The 21,657-nt window shown below is 41.7% G+C and carries 20 protein-coding genes; 1 reads left to right on the top strand and 19 read right to left on the bottom strand.

What is annotated here, in order from left to right; genetic code table 11:
* Positions 1-41: 41 nt before the first annotated feature.
* The 16 genes from ACIY19_RS06030 to ACIY19_RS05955 form a co-directional block, all read right to left on the bottom strand.
* Entirely contained in the window at positions 42-854 is an 813-nt protein-coding gene (locus tag ACIY19_RS06030; RefSeq protein WP_409002956.1) for a phosphorylcholine transferase LicD, read from the bottom strand.
* Positions 855-911: 57 nt separating this feature from the next.
* The gene (locus ACIY19_RS06025; protein ID WP_409002955.1) at positions 912-3,071 is read right to left on the bottom strand and encodes a LicD family protein; all 2,160 of its coding nucleotides are present in this window, start codon (positions 3,069-3,071) and stop codon (positions 912-914) included.
* Between the two features lie 21 nt (positions 3,072-3,092).
* On the bottom strand, positions 3,093-4,061 hold the full coding sequence (locus ACIY19_RS06020; protein WP_409002953.1) for a glycosyltransferase family 2 protein: 969 nt from the start codon (positions 4,059-4,061) through the stop codon (positions 3,093-3,095).
* Complete coding sequence (locus ACIY19_RS06015; protein ID WP_409002952.1) at positions 4,058-4,894, bottom strand: phosphorylcholine transferase LicD; 837 nt, start codon at positions 4,892-4,894, stop codon at positions 4,058-4,060. The genes ACIY19_RS06020 and ACIY19_RS06015 overlap by 4 nt, the downstream gene beginning before the upstream one ends.
* 143 nt (positions 4,895-5,037) lie before the next feature.
* Complete coding sequence (locus ACIY19_RS06010; RefSeq protein WP_409002951.1) at positions 5,038-6,333, bottom strand: LCP family protein; 1,296 nt, start codon at positions 6,331-6,333, stop codon at positions 5,038-5,040.
* Positions 6,330-7,178 carry a prephenate dehydratase gene (gene pheA / locus ACIY19_RS06005; protein WP_409002950.1) on the bottom strand — a complete coding sequence of 283 codons (849 nt, stop codon included), beginning with the start codon at positions 7,176-7,178 and terminating at the stop codon, positions 6,330-6,332. Before pheA ends, ACIY19_RS06010 begins: the two co-directional genes overlap by 4 nt.
* Positions 7,175-7,651 (bottom strand): shikimate kinase, encoded by a 477-nt coding sequence (locus ACIY19_RS06000; protein ID WP_409002949.1) that lies wholly within the window; start codon positions 7,649-7,651, stop codon positions 7,175-7,177. The genes pheA and ACIY19_RS06000 overlap by 4 nt, the downstream gene beginning before the upstream one ends.
* On the bottom strand, positions 7,644-8,927 hold the full coding sequence (aroA, locus tag ACIY19_RS05995; RefSeq protein WP_409002948.1) for a 3-phosphoshikimate 1-carboxyvinyltransferase: 1,284 nt from the start codon (positions 8,925-8,927) through the stop codon (positions 7,644-7,646). The genes ACIY19_RS06000 and aroA overlap by 8 nt, the downstream gene beginning before the upstream one ends.
* A gap of 122 nt (positions 8,928-9,049) precedes the next feature.
* A complete protein-coding gene (locus ACIY19_RS05990; RefSeq protein WP_409002947.1) occupies positions 9,050-9,388 on the bottom strand; it encodes a YlbF/YmcA family competence regulator in 339 nt (112 codons plus the stop codon).
* 59 nt (positions 9,389-9,447) lie between these two features.
* Positions 9,448-10,071: a hypothetical protein gene (locus tag ACIY19_RS05985; protein WP_409002946.1), complete on the bottom strand. Its 624-nt coding sequence runs from the start codon at positions 10,069-10,071 to the stop codon at positions 9,448-9,450.
* Between the two features lie 10 nt (positions 10,072-10,081).
* Positions 10,082-11,185, bottom strand: coding sequence for a prephenate dehydrogenase (locus ACIY19_RS05980; protein ID WP_409002945.1), 1,104 nt, complete (start codon positions 11,183-11,185; stop codon positions 10,082-10,084).
* A 9-nt stretch (positions 11,186-11,194) separates the two neighbouring features.
* On the bottom strand, positions 11,195-12,361 hold the full coding sequence (aroC, locus tag ACIY19_RS05975; RefSeq protein ID WP_247930989.1) for a chorismate synthase: 1,167 nt from the start codon (positions 12,359-12,361) through the stop codon (positions 11,195-11,197).
* A 9-nt stretch (positions 12,362-12,370) separates the two neighbouring features.
* Positions 12,371-13,438, bottom strand: coding sequence for a 3-dehydroquinate synthase (aroB, locus tag ACIY19_RS05970; protein WP_409002944.1), 1,068 nt, complete (start codon positions 13,436-13,438; stop codon positions 12,371-12,373).
* 18 nt (positions 13,439-13,456) lie between these two features.
* The gene (locus tag ACIY19_RS05965; RefSeq protein WP_409002942.1) at positions 13,457-14,311 is read right to left on the bottom strand and encodes a shikimate dehydrogenase; all 855 of its coding nucleotides are present in this window, start codon (positions 14,309-14,311) and stop codon (positions 13,457-13,459) included.
* Positions 14,301-14,978 carry a type I 3-dehydroquinate dehydratase gene (gene aroD, locus ACIY19_RS05960; RefSeq protein WP_409002941.1) on the bottom strand — a complete coding sequence of 226 codons (678 nt, stop codon included), beginning with the start codon at positions 14,976-14,978 and terminating at the stop codon, positions 14,301-14,303. Before aroD ends, ACIY19_RS05965 begins: the two co-directional genes overlap by 11 nt.
* Positions 14,975-16,138 (bottom strand): class I SAM-dependent rRNA methyltransferase, encoded by a 1,164-nt coding sequence (locus ACIY19_RS05955; RefSeq protein WP_409002940.1) that lies wholly within the window; start codon positions 16,136-16,138, stop codon positions 14,975-14,977. Before ACIY19_RS05955 ends, aroD begins: the two co-directional genes overlap by 4 nt.
* A gap of 272 nt (positions 16,139-16,410) precedes the next feature.
* Here ACIY19_RS05955 and ACIY19_RS05950 point away from each other — a divergent pair, with 272 nt between their 5' ends.
* Positions 16,411-17,865 carry an alpha-amylase gene (locus tag ACIY19_RS05950; protein WP_409002939.1) on the top strand — a complete coding sequence of 485 codons (1,455 nt, stop codon included), beginning with the start codon at positions 16,411-16,413 and terminating at the stop codon, positions 17,863-17,865.
* A 78-nt stretch (positions 17,866-17,943) separates the two neighbouring features.
* On the opposite strand, the gene alaS is transcribed toward ACIY19_RS05950, so the two are convergent.
* The 3 genes from alaS to ACIY19_RS05935 all read right to left on the bottom strand — a co-directional run bounded on the left by alaS (position 17,944) and on the right by ACIY19_RS05935 (position 21,583).
* The gene (gene alaS, locus ACIY19_RS05945; protein ID WP_409002938.1) at positions 17,944-20,562 is read right to left on the bottom strand and encodes an alanine--tRNA ligase; all 2,619 of its coding nucleotides are present in this window, start codon (positions 20,560-20,562) and stop codon (positions 17,944-17,946) included.
* Positions 20,563-20,583: 21 nt separating this feature from the next.
* Positions 20,584-21,069, bottom strand: coding sequence for an LURP-one-related/scramblase family protein (locus ACIY19_RS05940; RefSeq protein WP_000847088.1), 486 nt, complete (start codon positions 21,067-21,069; stop codon positions 20,584-20,586).
* A gap of 307 nt (positions 21,070-21,376) precedes the next feature.
* Positions 21,377-21,583: a hypothetical protein gene (locus ACIY19_RS05935; protein ID WP_409002937.1), complete on the bottom strand. Its 207-nt coding sequence runs from the start codon at positions 21,581-21,583 to the stop codon at positions 21,377-21,379.
* Between the last annotated feature and the right edge of the window lie 74 nt (positions 21,584-21,657).

The following is a 21,657-nucleotide window of genomic DNA, read 5'->3' as shown; positions in this document are numbered from 1 at the left end:
TTGAAAACTCCTTTATCTTAACAATAAGCAACTTTTTTAATCTAATCAATCCAATAATTTTTATCCCCTCCTGGGACTTGTTGCTCAATAGGAGGTGGAGTCATATAGTTTTCTCCAAATTCGTAGACAAGTATTTCATGGTATTTTCTCGGAACCTTGACCACAATGTCTTCATAGGGCATATCAATCAAATCATAGAGCCATTCTTTTTTTATACCATTTGGATAATAAGGGTCATAGATAGTACAAGTAAGATCTGTTGCTTGATCTACACTATACTTTAAAGCAAGATTCTCTAATTTTTGATTCCATAGCTGTGGGGAAGTTAAGCGGAAAATCGCTGATCCCATATAACGAGGGAGGTTCTTAAGTCCACCATTCTCAGACTTGATCCCTTTAAAATTCAATGAAGAAAGTCGAATGAAATATTTGTAGAGCTTCATTTTCTTACGGTCACTTTCCTCTGTGACGACACCATCATATGGAAAAATGTCAACGCAAGTTCCCAATACGACCGTTGGGTCTACAAGGTTAGCATCTCGACGAGTCCTTACATCATAGACTCTCATATAACTGTATGGGTATCCCTTTGTTTCTCTGAATGAAATCAATTTGTAGTAGGGATGATTTTCATTTTGTAAAACCTTGTACAGTTTTTCAAATTCATCACGCGCTAAGGAAATATCTGTATCATCATCCCAAGGAATAAATCCTTTATGGCGTACAGCTCCTAGTAAGGTTCCAAAATCAATAAAGTATTTGATTTGATGTTGTTCACAAAGATCATGTAGATACTTTAAAATATCCAATTCTACTTGCTTGATTTCTTCAAGAGTTAAAATTCTTTCAGACATAGGTTCTATTCTCCTAAATTTGACTAAATTTTTAAACGTTTCTTAATCCCAATCCCGTCATTTAGACCTTTTAACAATCTTCCATAATTTAAAATCATGATGAGATACTCTTTGTTCAACCGGCGGCAATTGCATATAGTCTCCGTAGTCTGAGGTCAAAATTTCATGATAATTTTCCGGAATGGTAAATTCCTTACCTTCAAATGTTCCAGTAGTAACTTGTTCCAGCCATTCACGTCTCCACACTGGTTTGTTCATATCCTTGTAGATAAGATAATCCACTTGCTCATAATCTGAGACTTTACGGGATTTTGCAAGCTCTTCAATCTGGGCAACGTATTTGTTCGTATTGGTGAAATAGAAAATAATAACTGACACATAACGTAGCAGTGAATTCAGTACACTTTTCGTATTAGTAATGCCTTTAAAGGTGTAGCAACTCAATTGACGTTTCTTTATCAGTTTCGTCATCTTGTTTTTAAATTCTACGTCATCCTCGTAGCCATCTACAGGGAAAATATCGACATAGATTCCCATATTCGAATCGATGCGAACATCTTCTTCCAGCAAGTAAGTATGGTTATCCTGCACTTTCATGAAGGGATAGACATAGTTGAGATTATTTTTATAAGACATGACCTCGTAACGTTCATCAGGGTTAGCGATAAGGTAGTCTTGCAACTTTTCATAATCTTCTCGTAACATGCAGATATCCATGTCATCATCCCAAGGGATAAATCCTTGATGACGTACAGCACCAATTAGACTTCCATATGCTAAGAAATACTTGACACCAATTTTCTGACAAACTTCATGAATATACTCCATGATTCCAAGTTCCATCTGTTGAATTTCATTGACATCTGTTACTTCTTGGTACCGAACTCCTTCATCGCGTTTGCAGACTACGAGTCCATAGCCAATCGCTAGCCAGAAGATGATATTAATAAAGTTGGTTGAATACATAATCTGACTTTCAAATAATTGACCAAACAAGATACCGAAGAAAAGGATCATGATCAATTTATCAGTGTTTTTCTTGGAAACAATCAAATACGTTAAAAAGCGCTTGATGACATAAGCCAGTACAAGAAGGAAGGATACCAAACCTAGAACTCCCGAACTGACAAATATGGTCACAAAAATGTTATGGAAATTCCCACCAATAAGGGAGTTTTGAATCTCAAATTTACTGAAATATTCTGTGTAGTAATCTGGAACGTTTCGTACACCATAACCAAAAATTGGTTTGGCACTTCCCATCTTGATGGCATTTTTCCAGATATAGGTTCTACCACTTGGTGTTGTTTCGATCAGATGGAGCTCACCGTTTTTCTTAGTAACAGATGAATCTGTCTCAGCATAGGATTGTCCTTTGTTTAAATCTAAGACAGTCGCAGTTTCAGATGAGATATAGATTGAAGTTACATAGCTTAATCCAATATTAGTTGCAGTAATCAGCAAACCAGCAACTATAAAAGTGAGGAATCGTTTAACGATACTTCCTCTAGTAGCAAAGAAACTATAGAGTCCAATCATGAGAAGTAAAGAAAGTAAGGCTCCTCGACTTTGCATCGTAGCGAAGTAAACGAATTGAATCACATTGTTCAATTTAAGATAAACAGAATATTTACTTCCTTTATGGATCAAATACATAGCCAAAATAATGCTAATGTATGAAAATATCGCGCTAGCATTTGGATTGACAATCCCCCACAGACGGCCGTTCATGACACCATAGTAATAAGATTGTTCACCAATCTTAAATAGGATGAGGACTCTACTTATCAATAAACCAAACGCAAAAATTGCTGAAGAAAAAGATACAATTTGAACCGTATAGGCAATCCAGTCAAATAATTTTTTAAGTTGCCCTGATTGTAACATGGTAAATAATAAAACATAGGTTACCATGAAGAGAATTTCAATCACATTTCCAATCAGATGTCCAGAGCGATTGAAAATAGCTGATAGCAGATGACTTCCAGCTAAGAGTCCAAATAAGGATAGAAATTTGCGATCTGCTGTGATTTCTTTCCACTTAAACAATAAGGTATAGCAAATATAAAGCACTACAATCGCTGATAATCCCTTGTAGAGGGGATTTGCTATCTTATAAACCAGTGAACTCATACTTAAAATCGAAATGAAAACAAATAGATACGCAATCCATAGTTTTGATTTTTCAAAGTATTCATCCATTTTTGAAAAATTCATTTTCAACTCCTTCTCATGATATTAGTTTTTTAATCCAACAATTTTCTTATATAGCCATGGAGAAATGACAAGTGAAAGGATCGCTACCTTGCGAAAAGTAGTGAAATAAGCATCTTTCCATATTTCGCGTCGGTGTTGAACAATCCAATTCCTCAGCTCGGCTTTCTCCTTTTGATACTCTTTACGTGAAGTAAAGATAATTTTATCGTAAACTGTGATGTACGACCAACACTCTCTATTTATTAATTCGTATTTTAAATTAGGGAAGGCTTGTGAAACTTGAGCAATTATTTGCTTATAAACTTCTATTGTGTCAAATACATGTCGATTAACAGATGTTGTTGCACTTCCCTCACGATGATCATAATAATAAACAGGTTTGTCAATAAATACGCAACTGCATCTTGTCTTTAGTAGCAATTCAGTTAAAAATAGAGCATCTTCAGCTAGGTGATAGTTTGTATTAAACTTTTCATCCGCAAGCAGGTCTCTCTTAAACAGTTTTGCAACTGGAAAAAATGATGTTCTGGTAGTCATCAGTAGTTCCTTCATGGTTTCTTCTGTTGACCAGAGTTCTGTTTTTCCTGAATGTGAAGGTATATCAGTTACAATGCCGTTTTTGATATGGTGCAGAGGAGCAATTGCAAAGCCTACATTCAACCCTTCAACTGCACTTACTAAAGTAGCTAGGTAATCTTGGGTAACGAAATCATCGCTATCAATAAAGGTAACCCAAGAACCCGTCGCTAGCTGAATTCCCATATTTCTAGCATTTGAAACACCAGCATTTTCGATATGATAAACCTTGATATTCTCATACTGAGATGCTAAGTGATCACAGATCTGTCCACTAGAATCAGTAGAACCATCGTTGATTAGGATTAACTCAAAATGGGTATAAGTCTGTTGAAGAATCGACTCCACACATCGCTCCAGATAGGCTTCTACATTGTAGACCGGAACGATAACGCTTATTTTTTCTCCCATCATGCACCATATTCTCCCTTGTACTCTGTGTAGCTCTTGTCCATGTCTGCTATAATAGCATCATGATGCGGTACTTGCTTGTCCGCTGGTGGCGGTGTCATATAGTCCCCAAAAGCAGTGCTGAGATAGGCATCATAGCCGACTGGGATGGGCATCTCAGTTCCTTCAAATGGCAAGAAAAGATTGTCTTCAAAAGATGCGATTGGGTATTTGTTTCGCATGTAGCCGGGACCTGAGCATAATTCCGTAATGCCATCGCTCTCAGCCAGACCATACTTGGTCATTTCTTTTTCAGCTTTTTTCCAAATGTTATAACGTAGAGATTTTGGAGTCAGGCCGAGTAAGATGCGACTTCCCCATTTCATGACTACACCATGCTTTTCTGGGACAGTTTGGGCACAAAAGAGTGAATAGATCAAGGCCCAACGAACCTGTTTCTTACGCTCAGCTGGATTTTTAGGATAATAATCCAAAGGTAAAACATCCAAGGCCAAACCGTGTGGCAAATCCAAATCCTTCTGATAAGGCTTGATACAAGTGGTTTCCTTATCACGAATGGTAATAAAAAGGTTACGGTCTACAAAATCTTTGTTACTCTTTGACAAGAAATAACGCTCGTCTGCATAACGTGGCCACAGTTCTGCTAATTTTTCATAGTCCTTACGTGGCATGAAAAAGTCCAAATCATCATCCCAAGGAATGAAACCTTTATTACGAAGGGCGCCAATGGCTCCTCCACCACAGAGATAGCACAACAAATCATGTTCTTTACAAAATGCGACGAAATATTCAGCCATTTCCAGACTACGAGCCTGAATCGCTTTCAAATCACTCATGTCTCTCCTCTTCTGTCCAATAACGAGTTATATCGTTTTATTATACCATAAAAAAGCCCTAAAAATCCATCAGATACTAAGAAAAATCAAAGCCTAAACCACTTTTTCACTGGTGATTCAAACTTTGATTTTTTTATAGTATTCTATCTCATTCCCATTTGGGCGAGTTTGGTCTGGTATTTATTTTGATCGACCAGAAGACCTTGCCCACCATAGATATCATAAGCGTCCACCCAGTCACCAAGTTCTGGGACAGTGAGTCTTTCAATGCCATTTTGAGCACCTTCTAGGACAGATAAGCCATTGGTCAACAAGAAGCTATATGGTAGATTTGTTGATGTCATGCCAAAGACTTTTCCAAGTGCCTCTGATCCCGTAAAGAGCTTGGTTGGATCTTTGATTTGCTCAAGAACGGCTGACATGACTTGTTGCTGACGTTTGGTACGGCCATAGTCTCCCTCATCATCATCACGGAAGCGAGCATAGTTCAGCAAGGTGGAGCCATTCATCTGCTGTTTTCCAACTTTGATAGTTTGAGTTGGGGATTCTGTCTCTGTTGCATGAAGGTCATCTCCAACTGTGGCTTCTGTCAAAGGTTGACCATTCAATGTTGAGAATTGGGCATCAATCGTTACTCCGTCAGGGAAGAGGGTATCAATAGCTGTTGCAAAGGCCTGGAAGTCGACCAGGGCATAGTACTTAATATCCAAATCAAAGTTGTCTTTTAGAACCTTGCGGACCATTTCAGCCCCTTTTTGCCCTTCTTGTTCCCCAAGTTCATAGGCAACATTTAATTTGTTATCCGTCTGTTTCTGGCCATTTACAATCTTACTGTACCCGTCGATATAAACTAAGTTGTCACGCATAAAGCTGACTAGTTTAATCTTCTTATCCGATCCACTGACATTCAGTACCATGATCGTGTCGGTACGAGTCTCCGCACTATTTTGACCGATACGGCCATCTGTCCCCATGACTAGGATATTCACACCATCTTTGGTATCCTGACCGTTAAAGACCTCTACTTGAGCTGCCTTGGCGTCAGCTGGCTTATTTGTTGGATTGGCTGCTGGCTGGAAACCTCGAAGAAACATAAAAATCATCCCTGCAAGCACACAGGTAATCAACAGCAAGAGCCAAGTCAGTATTCGTTTGAAGCGAATTCTTCTCTTTTTCTTTTTGACTTTAGGTTGAGGAGCTACCTTTTCACGTTTCTTAGACCGGCTTCTACTGCCGTAGGTCGGAAGATCAATATCTTTACCCCAAGTTTCTTCTTTTTCTTCTTGGTAGGAAGGGTGAACTTCAGACTTGGGACCTGCCATTTTCTGTTGCAGATAATCAAATTCCCTCCGTTCACGGTCGTTGAGGTAATGAATATTTTTGAAGAGATAGTCATAACGTAACTGCTCGTGATGACTTAAAGGATTTTCTTTGCTCATTGACTCTCCTTTTCTATATCAGTTATGGTAAAAATCGGGTAGGTTCCCAGTATCTTGTGCTGGATTCCAATAGCTTCTAGTTCTTGTCTGGCAAAATGAACCAGTTCTTTATCACTATAGTCTACATCGATAATGAAATAGTATTCTCCCAAGGCTGTTTTAAGGGGGCGACTCTCAATCTTTGTTAAGTCAATTCCTCTCCAAGCAAAGGTCGAAAGTGCCTTGTAAAGAGCACCAGGTAGGTTGTCCGGTAAGGTCAAGGCCAAACTCATTTTTTCAGCTTGTGAGTTCAAAGGAATCTTCGGTATCTCTGCCCCTAACACCCAAAAACGTGTGAAATTGGCTTCCATTTCCTGAATATCCTCTGCAATCAATTCTAATCCATATTCGTCATCTGAACTTTTAGGAGCAATGGCTGCGTATGGCTGGTCTGGATGTTCCGAGATAAAGCGGGCCGCATAGGCGGTACTGGCTGTTACCTCAATTTTGGCTTCTGGATAGTGTTTGTCGATGAATTTCTTTCCTTGAGCCAGAGCCTGAGGATGAGAAAAAATTTTCTCAATTTTTGACTGACCTGGAACCACCATCAACTGCTGGTGAATGGGCTGAACGATTTCTGCAACTGCTTGGATGCGAGCCTGATGAAAAAGATAATCCAAACTTTCATGAACGCTACCTTCAATGGAGTTTTCAACTGGTACCACAGAATAGTCCACCAAGCCCTGTTCATAGGCCTTGATAACATCTGTGATATTGGCAAAGGTATGCAATTCCTCTTTGGGAAAGGCTGTCTGCACAACATGATGCGAAAAAGATCCCTTGGGACCTAGATAGGCAATTTTCATCTCAGTTCCTCTATAATTTCCTCTGGGCTTAACTTGGTAACATCTAGAACCCGACTGGCTACTTCCTCATACCAAGCTTGTCTTTCATGGAAAATAGCTGCTAGTTCTTCCTTACTATTATTTAGAAACAGCGGGCGCTGATTGTCCTTATCAGCTGCGATACGTTGGTAGAGGGTTTCAAAATCTGCTTTTAGGTAGATGTTATCAGGATTGGTTTTGAGCAAGTCACGATTTCTCTGAGAAATGACGACTCCTCCGCCAGTTGACACAACTCGGTCCGTTTTTAGTAAGTCAGCTAGGACTTCTGACTCGACTTGACGAAAGGCCACTTCTCCTTTTTCAGCGAAGAAATCCGCAATGGACATGCCCAAGCGTTCCTCGATTAAGGCATCCATATCGATGTAATCTGGGTCCAAGCTTCTTGCGATTGTGGATTTGCCAGCCCCCATAAATCCGAGTAATACCTTAGCCATGAATCAAGCTCTCCAAATCATCAAAGAAGCTAGGATAGCTGGTATTGATGGCTTCAGCACGATCAAGTTCCACTTCTCCATCCGCAACCAAGAGGGCTGCGATGGCTGTCATCATGCCAATTCGGTGGTCACCAAACGTATTGACTCTAGCGCCATGAAGGGCTGATTTCCCTTTGATAATCATCCCATCTGCTGTAGGAGTGATATCCGCCCCCATGCTATTTAAGGCGTCAGCCACCACCTGAATGCGGTCAGTTTCCTTGACCTTGAGTTCCTCAGCATCCTTAATAACTGTTACACCTTGCGCTTGTGTCGCTAGAAGGGCAATAATGGGTAATTCATCAATCAAACGGGGAATCAAGGCTCCACCAATCTCTGTTCCTTTTAAGTCTGAAGACTCGACAGTCAGGGTTGCTGATTTAGCGACTGGATCGATTTCAGTTATTTCCAATTTCCCACCCATAGCACGAATGACATCAATAATACCAGTACGCGTTTCATTGATGCCCACATTCTGCAGCACCACACGAGAATCTGGCACAATCAAACCAGCGACCAACCAAAAGGCTGCACTGGAAATATCTCCTGGAACAACTACCTTTTGTCCGATCAGTTTTTGTGGTCCTTGAACTGTGATTTTCTTGCCATCCACACTTAAATGGCCACCAAATTGTTGCAACATATCTTCGGTGTGGTTGCGTGTACATTCTTTCTCGATAATAACGGACTCCCCCCGAGCCTGCAAGGCTGCAAATATCAAGGCAGACTTGACTTGAGCAGAGGCGATTGGTAACTCATAGTGAACCGGTGTTAGGTTTTTAGTACCTTTCAAGTGCAGAGGAGGCAAGTCTCGCTCTGTTTGACCAGAAATGCTGACTCCCATTTTTTTCAAGGGAAGGGTCACGCGATCCATAGGACGTTTAGAAAGACTATCATCTCCAAACATCTCTACTTCGAAGTCTGCACCAGCAAGGACACCTGAAATGAGGCGAATCGAGGTGCCAGAATTCCCCATATCCAAGGCGTTCTGCGGAGCTTTTAAGCCATCCATGCCTACACCTTGAATGGTAATAACCCCATCTTTGTCCTCAATTTTAACACCAAGGTCACGAAAAACCTGCATGGTTGAAAGTACATCCTCGCCACGCAAAATATCATAAACCTTAGTCTCACCTTCAGCCAAACTTCCAAAGATAATCGAACGATGGCTGATGGACTTATCACCTGGAACTCGGATACTGCCATGTAAGTGACGAATGTTTGTTTTTAGTTTCATACCAGACCTCATACTTGCAATACTTTTTCTTATTTTATCACAAAAATGCTAGAAATTCTTGAAATTTCTAGCATTTTCTTGACTTTTATACCTGATTTAGATAGAGAACTAGAGGGAAATCTTTATTTTAACAAATCTGAAACAGGTTCAAAGATAATCTTTTCGATATCAGATAAGTAAATAGATAACTGTTGCTGTTTAGCAAAGAAATCAGATAATAGAGCGTTTTCTTGGATTTGCTTGCTGAAAGACTGCATCTTTTCTTGGAAAGAAGTATCTGGCATTTGTCCAGTTTGAGCCATGACTTGGATTTCTTGCTGGAAGGCAAGGTAATCTGCAAAAATCTTGCCTGCTTGTTCATCTGCTTGGATGGCATCTTTTGCCGCCTTGACAGCCTTGTATTCTGGTAATTCGCGTAAGCCGCGACTAAGTGCATTTGCACTATCATAAATATTTGACATAATTGTCCTCCTTATTTGATTATTTTATAAATATTATACATAATGCATTGTATTAGTTATTACTGTGCAATAACTTTAATGTGACCTCTTGAATGTCCATAACTTAATTCTTTATCTGGGACATATTTTATAATCAATGAAGCTAAATTTGAATCTGTTATAGCTTCATTTGATACAAGTTTATCAAAATAGCTATTTATCTCATCATCAGTTAAAGAAGGTTCAATTGATTTCACTATATCACGGAATACTTCTTTCATTCCTGCTACACCAGATGCACTATTTTCATTTGTCTGATTGATTGTTACGTTAATTTTATCAGTATCATTTGCATGTAAAAGTTCTAAGTAATATCCATAGCTTGTTGCGAAATATTTTGTTTTTATATTTCCTTTTTTGATATCTTCTAAGGAGCTATTAGATTTGCTATTATAGTCATTGATGAAAGCATTGACCACTTTATCATCTACGTATTTTGTGACTGTTTTCTCTGGATTCTCTGTTTCTTTCTTCGAACTATCTTTCGTAGTCTCTGCACTTTCTTCTTGTTTTGAGTTTTCCTTTGTGGTCTCTGAACTTATATCATAACTATTTTTGATATCTTTTTTTACTGAACAACCTCCAAGTAGTATTGACGTTATTAAAAGGACTCCAATGACTGATTTCATTCCAATATTTGACATGATTTTCTCCTTATTTAATGACGACTGTGTAGTCCGTATTTTCTGAAATTAAGCGCTCAGCTCGTTCCAGATCCTGAGCATTTTTAAAGGAAATTTGTAGAATCCCGTGAACATCTTCACGGTTTTCTTCGTTGATGTGGATATTAACCAAAGAAGTCCCACGAAGTAATTCCAAAATCCGCAAGATAACATCTTCTTCATCGGGAACATCGACATAGAGGTCATAAGAACTGTCCACACCACCACGCTTATGGATTTCCATGGCCTGACGTTGCGCACGCGCTTGGTTGAAAAAGTTCCAGATTTGCTCTTCATCTCCCTTGCTGATGGCTTGTCCAACCTCATCTAGGCGCTCCTTGAAATCCGCAATTCGATCCAGAATAGTTTCACGATTGGACAATAGAATAGAAGTCCACATACCTGGCTCGCTTTCCGCAATGCGGGTCATATCTCGAAAACCACCCGCCGCAAAGCGCCTTGCCATCTCATGTTCTTGAGCATAAACTGCCGTCTGCTCCATAAGGCTGGAAGCCAGAATATGAGGAAAATGGCTAATCTGAGAAGTCACCCGATCATGCTCCTTGGCATCAATCTCGATAAAACGAGCATGAAGACCTGAAAGCAGATTCTTCATTTCCTCAAGTGTGTCAGGACTTGTCAGGCTCGAAGGTGTGAAAATATAGTAGGCATTTTCAAAGAGATTAACATCCGCAGAGGCAGCCCCTGTCTTGTGGCTACCAGCCATGGGATGGGCCCCGACAAAGCGAACAGGCTTGCCAGCTAAATACTGCTCCGCTGCTTCCACAATGGCTGACTTGGTTGAGCCTGCATCCGAGATAATGACGCCTTCCTTCAAGTCTAAGTTTGCCAGTTCCTTAATAAAAGCAATGGTCTGTTTGATTGGCAAGCTGAGGACGATGATATCTGCCAAAGGAGCAAAACTGGCAAAATCATCTGTTGCACGGTCAATCATGCCTTCTTTCAAGGCGATATCTCTCGAAGCCTGACTGCGATTATAACCTAAAATTTCATAATCAGGATGATCGCGCTTGATACCGAGTGCCATCGAAGCACCAATCAAACCGAGACCTGCGATATAGATGGTTTTTGCCATAAGGACTCCTTAATAGTTCTTTGTATAGTCTCGGTGCTTGGCAACTGCCTCTTTTAATTCCTCTAGATTGTCAGATGAGAATTTTTCAAGGATTTCTTGCGCCAGAACCGTTGCCACAACAGCTTCCATGACCACACCTGCTGCTGGAAGAGCGGTCGGATCACTTCTCTCCACAGTTGCCTTGTAAGGTTCGTGCGTCTCGATATCCACACTCATAAGAGGTTTATAAAGAGTGGGAATGGGTTTCATGACTCCACGAACAACAATTGGTTGCCCATTGGTCATACCACCTTCGAAACCACCTAGATTATTGGTACGACGAGTATAGCCGTCTTCTTTAGACCAGAGAATTTCATCCATAACTTGGCTACCTTTTCGGTAACCAGCTTTAAATCCAAGACCAAATTCCACCCCTTTAAAGGCATTAATAGAGACAACTGCTTGGGCCAATCTGGCATCTAATTTTCTGTCCCATTGGACATAGGAACCGAGGCCAACTGGAACACCTCCGACGACTGTCTCCACAACCCCACCGATGGTATCACCGTCACGTTTGATTTGGTCAATATAGTCCTTGATTTCCTGTTCCCGCTCTTGGTTGACAATAGAAACTTCCGACTGGGCTGCCAGTTTTTTAATCTCTGCGACTGTTAAGTTTTCTGGAACATCGATCTCCTTACCACCAAAGACCACGACATGGTTAGCAATCTCCATATCTAGCTCAGCTAAGAGACGTTTGGCTACTGCCCCAACAGCAACTCGCATGGTGGTTTCACGAGCTGATGAACGTTCCAAAGAATTTCGCAAATCATCAAAACGGTACTTGATGCCCCCTACCAAATCGGCATGACCGGGACGTGGATGGGTGATTTTCCGTTTACTTTTAAGGCAATCTTCGATGTCTTCTGCAGACATGATATCCAGCCATTTCTGGTGGTCCTTATTGATGACATCCATGGTAATGGGAGCCCCTGTCGTCTTCCCGTGACGAACGCCCGATGTAAAGACAACCTGATCACTCTCAATCTTCATACGACCACCACGACCGTAGCCACCCTGACGACGTTTCAGATCCTCGTTGATGTCCTCTACTGTTAAAGGAAGGCCCGCTGGAATTCCTTCAATAATAGCCGTCAGACGGGGGCCGTGTGATTCTCCTGCAGTTAAATATCTCATACGTTCTCCTTATTTTACCAAGTAGTCTTTCATCTCTTCCAGGGAAACTGGGTGAATGGTCGCTGAACCAAGCTCTGGTACCAAGACCAATTTCAAGGTGTTGCCACGTGCCTTCTTGTCATGAGTCAAAGCCTGATAAAGCTTGTCAACATCCCAGTTTTCATAGTCAACTGGCAAACCAAATTTCTGACACATAGCTGTGATGGACTGGGTTATTCCTTCTGGCATAAGACCTTTTCCCTCAGCAACCTTGGAAATCTGCACCATCCCCATGGCCACGGCCTCACCATGCATGACTTTGCCATAACCGGCCGTTGCTTCAATGGCATGACCAATAGTGTGTCCAAAATTGAGGTAAAGACGAACACCGTTATCCAACTCATCTTCAACCACCATCTTCCGCTTAACCTGACAAGAATGTTCAATCAAAGTCTCTGCATGCTCCAGAATGCTCTCTACAGAACCATCCAGCTCCGTCAAGAGAGCCCAAAGTTCTGGATCCTCAATCAAGCCATACTTGATAACCTCACCCATCCCTTCAATCAACTCTCTTTTCCCAAGAGTTTCAAGGACAAGCGGATCAATCAGAACCCCATCTGGTTGGGCAAAAGTACCCACCATATTTTTAGCAAATGGGGTATTGACACCCGTCTTTCCACCGATAGAAGAATCCACCTGGGCTGTCAAACTAGTCGGAATCTGAACAAAGTGAATGCCCCGCATATAGGTAGAGGCTACAAAACCAGCTAGGTCCCCAACGACACCACCACCAAGAGCCACGATCCCATCGCTACGAGTCAACCCCTGCTTGACTAGAAATTCATAGACTTTCTGAACAGTTGTTAAATTTTTTCGTTCTTCGCCTTCTAAAAAGTCAAAAACAGCTACCTGAAAACCAGCATCTTCTAGGCTGAGTTTAATCTTCTCTGCATAGAGAGAAGCTACATGGTTATCGGTTACAATGACCACTTTTTGAGGTTGCCAGAGTTCTCGCAACCATTGACCAGCCTGAGCCAGACAACCTTTTTCAATCTGAATATCATAAGGATGATGCGGAATATCGATTCTGATTTTCATAGGAGGGTCTCCTTTTCACTATTTATATTTTTCTGTTAAGGACTGCCAAATTTCTTCTGTCGGCATTTCTTTACCTGTCCACAGTTGAAAAGCTTCAGCAGCCTGATAGAGCAACATTCCTAGACCATTGACAGCTGGATTGCCCTGCCTCCTAGCCCATTTCAAAAATGGCGTTTCAAAGGGTTGGTAAATGATATCTGCGACCAAGAGAGCCTCTGGCAAATTGATACTTTCTGGAACTGGCGACGACTGGCCATCCATCCCAACACTAGTCGCGTTGACGAGCAGGTCCGACTCGGCAATCCTTGATTGCAGTTGAGAAAGATCTTCTAAAGCATACAAGTCCACTTTAAAGCCCGTTTGCTCCTGCAACTTGTCTAGATAAGGTCTTGTTTTTTCCATAGAAGCTAAACGAACAAAGACTGAAATCTGACTGGCCCCGTCCAAAATGGCTTGTGCCAAGATTGATTTGGCCGCACCACCTGCGCCCAGAATGGTCATTTTCTTATCCGAGATTGTAAAAGAAGGCAAGCTCTTAAAGAATCCCTTGCCATCTGTATTATATCCAATTAAATTCCCATTATCATTGACAACGGTGTTGACCGCCCCAATCAAACGAGCTTCATCACTCAATTCATCCAAAAAGGGAATCACTTGCTCCTTGTAAGGCATAGACAGGTTGATCCCAAACATCTGGTAACGGCGAATATTGGCGACTGTTTCTGCCAAGTCACCCGCTTCGATTTCCCAAGCCACGTAGACACCATTGGTAGCAGTCGTCTCAAAAGCACTATTGTGGATAAAAGGTGAGATGGAGTGTTTAATGGGATTTGCAACGACAGCAGCCATACGTGTGTAGCCATCAAGCTTCATCCAAAATCTCCCTGATTTTTTTCATGTTTGATAGAGAAATCTGACCTGGAGCACTCGCTTCATCTAGACTAGCAAATGACCAACTTGAACCCGTCACATCTGAAGTGATACGAGATACCTTGCCCATTTTCCCCATGGAAATGGTCACGTACTCTTGCTCAGGGTTGAGTGTTTTAAATCCTCGAGTGTAGTTCATCAAGTCTAAAACATCCTGCTCCGTATGGGCCATGACAGATACCTTGACCACTTTTGGAGAAAGACTGGTCAACTCAGACAGGATTTCCATCATGTTTTCAGGTGTCTCTTGGAAATTATGGTAACTCAAAACAAGATTTGGAAAATCCAACATTTCCTCAAAAACATCCTTGTAGCTGAAGTACTCAAAATCCACATAGTCTGGCTGATAGAGTTGAGTGACTTCCTTGATGATTTGAACATACTCCTCAGAAGACAGTTCAATTTCTCCTCCCTCAGAGCGAGTCCGAAGGGTAAAGACCAGTTCGCGGCCTGCGAATTTCTCAAAGATTGCAGGTGCTACCTGTAAAATGGCTTCCTTGGCGAGGAAGTCTGCACGCCACTCGATGATATCGGCATCTTCATACCGTGTGGCATCCAGTTCTCGCGCTTCTTCTAAACTTCTTGGCATCACTGAAACGATTAATTTCATCTACTAACCTTCATACTAATCACCTTAAGGTAATTACTGCTTTCATCTTTTTTATTATAGGCAAAGTCTGCTGGAAGTCCATATTGGTTTAAGATCTGATATTTTCTTCCTGCAAAACCTTTATCAATTTGTTCTGTAAATTTCTGACGGGAAACATTGGCAGCATTGGTACTGGCAATGATAATGCCTCCCGGATTTAAAATCTCTAGACTTTGGGAAATCAGCTTGTAATAGTCCTTAGCTGCAGAGAAAGTTTGTTTTTTATTACGAGCAAAGCTCGGCGGATCCAGGACAATCACATCGTAGGTCAAACCTTTTCGCTTGGCATACTTGAAGTAGTCAAAGACATCCATGACGATAAAACGATGGTTGTCTGTGCTGAGTCCATTTGCCTGAAAATGAGCTTCTGACAACTCTCTGGATCGTTTTGCCAAGTCAATAGAAGTCGTCTCACTCGCGCCTCCCATAGCTGCAGCAACTGAAAAGGCAGCTGTATAGGAAAACATATTGAGTAAGGATTTGCCCATGGCTAGACCGTCAACCAGACTCCCACGAACATCGTGCTGATCCAGAAAAATACCTGTCATCAAGCCATCATTCATAAAGACCTGATAGAGTACACCATTCTCAAGAACAGTAAAGTAGTCTGGCGCTTTCTCACCATAGACATGAGCAGACTCGTAATCTAGACCTTTAAAACGAATCTTTTCATATGCTCCCAAGACCTCAGTAAAGACTTCCTTAAAAGCCTTTACAATCAACTCACGAATCTGGTAAACATAGGAGTTGTACCAAGAAAAGACAGCATAATCTTCATAGAGATCAATCGTCAGCCCACCAAAACCATCTCCCTCTTGGTTAAAGAGGCGAAAGGCAGTTGTCAAGTCATCTTGATAATAAGGCTTTCTAGCTTCCTTGGCCTTACGAAACAGAATTTCAAAAAAGGCTTGGTTGAAACCAACCTTTTCCTTGCTGACCAACCAACCGATTCCCTTGTTCTGCTGGGAAAGATAGGCGCTCCCTAAAAACTTCCCGTCTTGACTAAGAACTTCTACTGCCTGATCCGTCAGATCAATATCTGTTAAATCGCTTGCTTCCAAAAGAACTAGACCCTTAGCTAGCTTTTTTTCAACACGTCTGCTGACCCTAATTCTATTCATAGCTACTATTATAGCAAATTTTGTGACAATTCTCAAAAAAGAAACCGTTTAACCATTTGTACTTTAGTTTACTGAGTGTCATTTTTGTTAAAATAAGTTTATTCCATTTACTTTTTCACCAAAACATCCTCTCCCTTGTGATGGAAAGAGAGATTCTATTCGCTAAAAATAGACAATTTCAGAAATGAGTATAGAATCTTGCGCAAACGTTTGCCTAGTTCTAAACTTTATGGTAGAATAAAACACAACATTGATAAGCAAGAGGAAAAACAATGCAAAATCAGACACTTATGCAATACTTTGAATGGTATCTGCCTCATGACGGCCAGCACTGGGCTCGACTGACAAATGACTCAGAGCACCTAGTAAACCTTGGCATCAGCCATGTCTGGATGCCACCTGCCTTCAAGGCAACCAACGAAAAAGATGTCGGCTATGGGGTCTATGACTTATTCGACTTAGGCGAGTTTCACCAAAAAGGTACTGTCCGCACCAAGTATGGGTTTAAAGAAGACTATCTTCAAGCCATTCAAGCCCTAAAGGCACACGGAATCCAACCAATGGCTGACATCGTTCTCAATCACAAGGCTGCAGCAGATAAATTAGAAGCCTTTCAAGTTATCGAAGTCGATCCCGAGGACCGTACAGTTCAACTAAGTGAGCCCTTTACTATCAACGGATGGACCCACTTCACTTTTGATGGACGTCAGAAAACCTATAATGACTTTGAATGGCACTGGTACCACTTTACAGGTACAGACTACGATGCCAAACGCCGTAAGTCTGGAATTTACCTAATCCAAGGAGACAATAAAGGTTGGGCAAACGAGGAATTGGTTGATAACGAAAACGGCAACTACGACTACCTCATGTACGCTGACCTAGACTTTAAGCATCCTGAAGTCATCCGAAACCTCTATGACTGGGCTGACTGGTTCATGGAAACGACTGGTGTAGCTGGTTTCCGCTTGGATGCCGTTAAGCACATCGACTCCTTCTTTATGGGCAATTTCATTCGTGATATGAAGGAAAAATACGGCGAAGATTTCTATGTTTTTGGTGAATTTTGGAATCCGGATAAAGAAGCTAATCTGGACTATCTCGAGAAAATAGAAGAACGCTTTGACCTTGTCGATGTTCGTCTCCACCAAAATCTCTTTGAAGCCAGTCAAGCTGGATCAAGCTATGACCTTCGTAACATTTTCACAGATAGCTTGGTTGAACTCAAGCCTGACAAGGCTGTCACTTTCGTTGACAACCATGATACTCAACGAGGGCAGGCCCTTGAGTCTACTGTTGAAGAATGGTTTAAACCAGCAGCCTACACCCTCATCCTTCTTCGTGAGCAAGGTCTTCCATGTGTCTTTTATGGAGACTATTACGGCATTTCAGGGCAATTTGCTCAACAAGATTTCAGAGAAGTTCTTGACCGTCTCCTAGCCATCCGAAAAGACTTGGCTTATGGAAAGCAGACAGACTACTTTGACGATGCCAACTGTATCGGTTGGGTGCGTGCAGGCGCTGAAAAACAAACACCGCTCGCGATCCTTATCTCAAACGACCAAGAAAACAGCAAGTCTATGTTTGTCGGTCAAGAATGGGCTGGCCAAACCTTTGTTGATCTCCTTGAAAATCACCCAGCACAAGTTACGATCAATGCTGACGGTTATGGAGAATTCCCAGTAGCGGCGGGTTCAGTCAGTGTCTGGGCAGCCAATACAATCTAAAATACTAAGCCAAGTCCACTAGGATTTGGCTTTTTTGGTATGAAAAAGACCTACCCAAATGGATAGATCTTTACTTGATTACAATTTACCTGCTACCGCATCCAAGAGTTCTTGGATTTTCGCTTGGTTGCTTCCTCCTGCCATGGCCATGTCTGGTTTACCACCACCACGTCCATCGACGATTGGAGCCAATTCTTTTACCAAATTACCTGCGTGGATGTCTTTGCTCTTGCTAGCTACAAGAACGTTGACTTTGTCACCGATAGCGGCCACTAGGACAAGCACATCAGAGTAGTCTTTTTGTTTCCAGTTATCCGCAAAGGTACGGAGGGCACCTGCATCTGATACAGAAACTTGACTAGCAATGTAACGGTGATCGTTGACTTCCTTCACATCCTTGAAGACATCACCTGCTGCAGCTGCTGCAGCTTTTTCCTTCAATTCGGCATTTTCTTTTTGAAGTTGACGGAGTTGCTCTTGAAGGCCTTCAACCTTGTGAGGAACTTCCTTGAGTTGAGGTGCTTTAAGAGTTGCTGCGACTGCTTTCAGAGCGTCTTCTTGTTCACGGTAGGCTTCAAATGCTTCCTTACCAGTCACTGCCAAGATACGGCGAGTTCCTGATCCGATCCCTTCTTCTTTGACAATCTTGAAGAGACCAATCTCAGAAGTGTTGCCAACGTGGGTACCACCACAGAGTTCCACAGAGTAATCACCGATGGTCACAACACGAACTTCCTTACCGTATTTCTCACCAAAGAGGGCCATCGCTCCCATTTCCTTGGCAGTGTCAATATCTGTTTCAACAGTTTCTACAGCAATTGCTTCCCAGATTTTCTCGTTGACTTGCTGTTCAATCGCACGCAATTCTTCAGCAGTCACTGCTTGGAAGTGGGTAAAGTCAAATCTAAGGAATTCAACTTCATTAAGAGATCCTGCTTGTGTCGCGTGGTTTCCAAGGATATTGTGAAGGGCAGCGTGAAGCAAGTGAGTCGCAGCGTGGTTTTTCATGACACGGTGACGACGATTTGTATCAATTGCCAAGGTATATTCTTGGTTCAAGGCAAGCGGTGCAAGGACGTCAACAGTATGAAGAGCTTGTCCGTTTGGTGCTTTTTGAACATTGGTCACAGTAGCCACAACCTTACCTGACTCATCCAAGATTTGTCCGTGGTCAGCTACCTGTCCACCCATTTCAGCATAGAATGGAGTTTCCGCAAAGATAAGTGAGGCAGTTCCTTCTGATACAGCTTCTACTTCTGCATTGTCAGCCACGATAGCCACCAATTTAGAAGATAATTGGCTAGCATTGTAGTTGAAGACACTTTCTACGGTGATGTTTTGAAGGGTTTCATTTTGCATACCCATTGAGCCACCCTTAACAGCTGAGGCACGCGCGCGTTCTTGCTGTTCTTTCATGGCTGCTTCAAATCCTTCACGGTCTACAGTCATGCCAGCTTCTTCAGCGATTTCTTCAGTCAATTCAACTGGGAATCCATAAGTGTCATAAAGTTTGAATACATCTTGACCAGCAATGACAGATTGACCTTTTTCTTTCAAGTCAGCTACAATGCCTTGGGCAAAGTGTTGACCTGAGTGAAGGGTACGAGCAAATGATTCTTCTTCGCTCTTAACGATTTTTTCGATAAAGTCACGTTTTTCAAGCACTTCTGGGTAGTAGCTTTCCATGATTTTACCAACAGTTGGAACGAGTTTGTAAAGGAAAGGCTCGTTGATTCCCAATTTTTGACCATGCATAGAAGCACGACGGAGCAGACGACGAAGGACATAACCACGACCTTCATTTCCTGGAAGGGCACCATCACCGATAGCAAATGAAAGTGAACGGATGTGGTCAGCGATGACCTTAAAGCTCATGTTGTCGCCATCTTGGTCATAAACCTTACCAGACAATTTCTCCACTTCACGGATGATCGGCATGAAGAGGTCCGTTTCAAAGTTGGTCTTAGCCCCTTGGATAACGGCCACCAAACGCTCCAAACCAGCGCCCGTATCAATATTCTTGTGTGGCAATTCCTTGTATTCGCTACGAGGAACGGAAGGGTCTGCGTTAAATTGTGACAAAACGATGTTCCAGATTTCGATGTAACGGTCGTTTTCGATATCTTCTGCAAGAAGGCGAAGACCGATATTTTCTGGGTCAAAGGCTTCTCCACGGTCAAAGAAAATCTCTGTGTCCGGTCCAGAAGGTCCCGCACCGATTTCCCAAAAGTTGTCTTCGATTGGGATCAAGTGGCTTGGATCCACTCCTACTTCAATCCAGCGGTTGTAAGAATCCTTATCTTCAGGATAGTAGGTCATATAAAGTTTTTCAGTTGGGAAATCAAACCATTCAGGACTTGTTAAGAGCTCATAAGCCCAAGTGATGGCTTCATCACGGAAGTAATCTCCGATAGAGAAGTTCCCCAACATTTCAAACATGGTATGGTGACGCGCAGTCTTCCCTACGTTTTCGATGTCGTTGGTACGGATAGCCTTTTGGGCATTGGTAATACGTGGATTTTCAGGAATGATGGTCCCGTCAAAGTATTTCTTAAGGGTTGCTACCCCAGAGTTGATCCACAAAAGTGTAGGGTCATTTACAGGAACCAAGCTCACTGATGGTTCTACTGAGTGACCTTTGGTCGCCCAGAAATCAAGCCACATTTGGCGAACTTGAGCACTAGATAGTTGTTTCATAATATCTCCTTATTTACTTGTTTAATTTGATTGGCTTTCTAGCATCTCCACATAGTCAATTGCGACACAGAGGGAAACGACCAAGTCTGCATAAGAGTCTTCATAGACGGTTACGGTGTAAGTTGAGGTCAGATGGAAAATCTCTTTCCGAATCTCGGCAATCACTTGGTCGCGGTCATCCAGCAATTTGAAATTCAAATCCCAGATATTGCCCTCGATACGAAGCCCCAGATTATCAAACTCATACTTATCTCGCCAGAAGGTCAACTTCTTGCGAATGACGAAATTGGAACCGTTTCGTAGCTGAATAGTAAAGCGAGGAAGCAAGGTGAAAAATTCTTTACTAATCTCACTGACTTGCTCACCATAGGCGTCATAGATGGTAAAGGTCTTAGGAATTTGGAAAAATGATCCCTCCACCTGATAGTTCACTACTCCTCTATCATCCTTGATATCGAAGCGTTCGCCTCCAAGACGAAACTTTTGTTTCACGAGAAATGTCTTCATAAACACCTCCAAAAATCAAAAGACAAGTCCATATCACGAAGGGCGAAAAACCGCGGTACCACCTTCATTCAATGAACTTGTCATTCTCTTGTTCTTATGCAATTGTCTGATTGAGTAGCATGATTTCCTAGCTTAGATGGCTCGCAGCACCGCCAATTCTCTGGACTAAGATAACTGAAAATCAATTCTCAACTTTATTATTATATCGTTTTTTGGGTTCTGCGTCAACTGGAAATGATTCCCATTTAAGAAACCCCATTCTCTACATCTCTACTTACTTTTTCATGAGATATTATTCTTACCGCTATTACTTTTCTTTATCCCCAATTTTCATATTAGAAAACACAGCCACTAAAATATTTACAAATATAAAGGTGCCTATCACCCAATATATAGACTCAGTTGTTAGATATTTGCGATCCAAGCCATCCTTTAAATGCAATAGTATAATTGTTTGGTTAACAATCAAAAAGGTTGCCCAGAAACTTTTTTTGAAAAAAGTAGACATTTTCATGATTTGTTACCGCTTTCTATTAAGATAAGATTAGTATACTACTAGGCAATGAAATAAGCAACTAGAATAGAAAA

Origin of the sequence: Streptococcus sp. ST14 (assembly GCF_046098195.1) — a bacterium.
Taxonomy (GTDB): Bacteria; Bacillota; Bacilli; order Lactobacillales; family Streptococcaceae; genus Streptococcus.
Note: the sequence above shows the minus strand (reverse complement) of the source record. Positions and strands in the feature narration are given on the sequence as shown.

What these genes read in the sequence shown, in the direction of transcription:
- ACIY19_RS05980 (WP_409002945.1), bottom strand. Translation starts at nt 11,185, where the DNA reads ATGGCAAAAACCATCTATATCGCAGGTCTCGGTTTGATTGGTGCTTCG.
- ACIY19_RS05935 (WP_409002937.1), bottom strand. Translation starts at nt 21,583, where the DNA reads ATGAAAATGTCTACTTTTTTCAAAAAAAGTTTCTGGGCAACCTTTTTG.
- ACIY19_RS06000 (WP_409002949.1), bottom strand. Translation starts at nt 7,651, where the DNA reads ATGGCTAAGGTATTACTCGGATTTATGGGGGCTGGCAAATCCACAATC.
- ACIY19_RS06025 (WP_409002955.1), bottom strand. Translation starts at nt 3,071, where the DNA reads ATGAATTTTTCAAAAATGGATGAATACTTTGAAAAATCAAAACTATGG.
- ACIY19_RS05940 (WP_000847088.1), bottom strand. Translation starts at nt 21,069, where the DNA reads ATGAAGACATTTCTCGTGAAACAAAAGTTTCGTCTTGGAGGCGAACGC.
- ACIY19_RS05955 (WP_409002940.1), bottom strand. Translation starts at nt 16,138, where the DNA reads ATGAATAGAATTAGGGTCAGCAGACGTGTTGAAAAAAAGCTAGCTAAG.
- ACIY19_RS05985 (WP_409002946.1), bottom strand. Translation starts at nt 10,071, where the DNA reads ATGTCAAATATTGGAATGAAATCAGTCATTGGAGTCCTTTTAATAACG.
- aroA (WP_409002948.1), bottom strand. Translation starts at nt 8,927, where the DNA reads ATGAAACTAAAAACAAACATTCGTCACTTACATGGCAGTATCCGAGTT.
- ACIY19_RS05950 (WP_409002939.1), top strand. Translation starts at nt 16,411, where the DNA reads ATGCAAAATCAGACACTTATGCAATACTTTGAATGGTATCTGCCTCAT.
- ACIY19_RS06010 (WP_409002951.1), bottom strand. Translation starts at nt 6,333, where the DNA reads ATGAGCAAAGAAAATCCTTTAAGTCATCACGAGCAGTTACGTTATGAC.
- ACIY19_RS05990 (WP_409002947.1), bottom strand. Translation starts at nt 9,388, where the DNA reads ATGTCAAATATTTATGATAGTGCAAATGCACTTAGTCGCGGCTTACGC.
- aroC (WP_247930989.1), bottom strand. Translation starts at nt 12,361, where the DNA reads ATGAGATATTTAACTGCAGGAGAATCACACGGCCCCCGTCTGACGGCT.
- aroB (WP_409002944.1), bottom strand. Translation starts at nt 13,438, where the DNA reads ATGAAAATCAGAATCGATATTCCGCATCATCCTTATGATATTCAGATT.
- pheA (WP_409002950.1), bottom strand. Translation starts at nt 7,178, where the DNA reads ATGAAAATTGCCTATCTAGGTCCCAAGGGATCTTTTTCGCATCATGTT.
- ACIY19_RS06030 (WP_409002956.1), bottom strand. Translation starts at nt 854, where the DNA reads ATGTCTGAAAGAATTTTAACTCTTGAAGAAATCAAGCAAGTAGAATTG.
- alaS (WP_409002938.1), bottom strand. Translation starts at nt 20,562, where the DNA reads ATGAAACAACTATCTAGTGCTCAAGTTCGCCAAATGTGGCTTGATTTC.
- ACIY19_RS05965 (WP_409002942.1), bottom strand. Translation starts at nt 14,311, where the DNA reads ATGAAGCTTGATGGCTACACACGTATGGCTGCTGTCGTTGCAAATCCC.
- ACIY19_RS06015 (WP_409002952.1), bottom strand. Translation starts at nt 4,894, where the DNA reads ATGAGTGATTTGAAAGCGATTCAGGCTCGTAGTCTGGAAATGGCTGAA.
- ACIY19_RS06020 (WP_409002953.1), bottom strand. Translation starts at nt 4,061, where the DNA reads ATGATGGGAGAAAAAATAAGCGTTATCGTTCCGGTCTACAATGTAGAA.
- aroD (WP_409002941.1), bottom strand. Translation starts at nt 14,978, where the DNA reads ATGAAATTAATCGTTTCAGTGATGCCAAGAAGTTTAGAAGAAGCGCGA.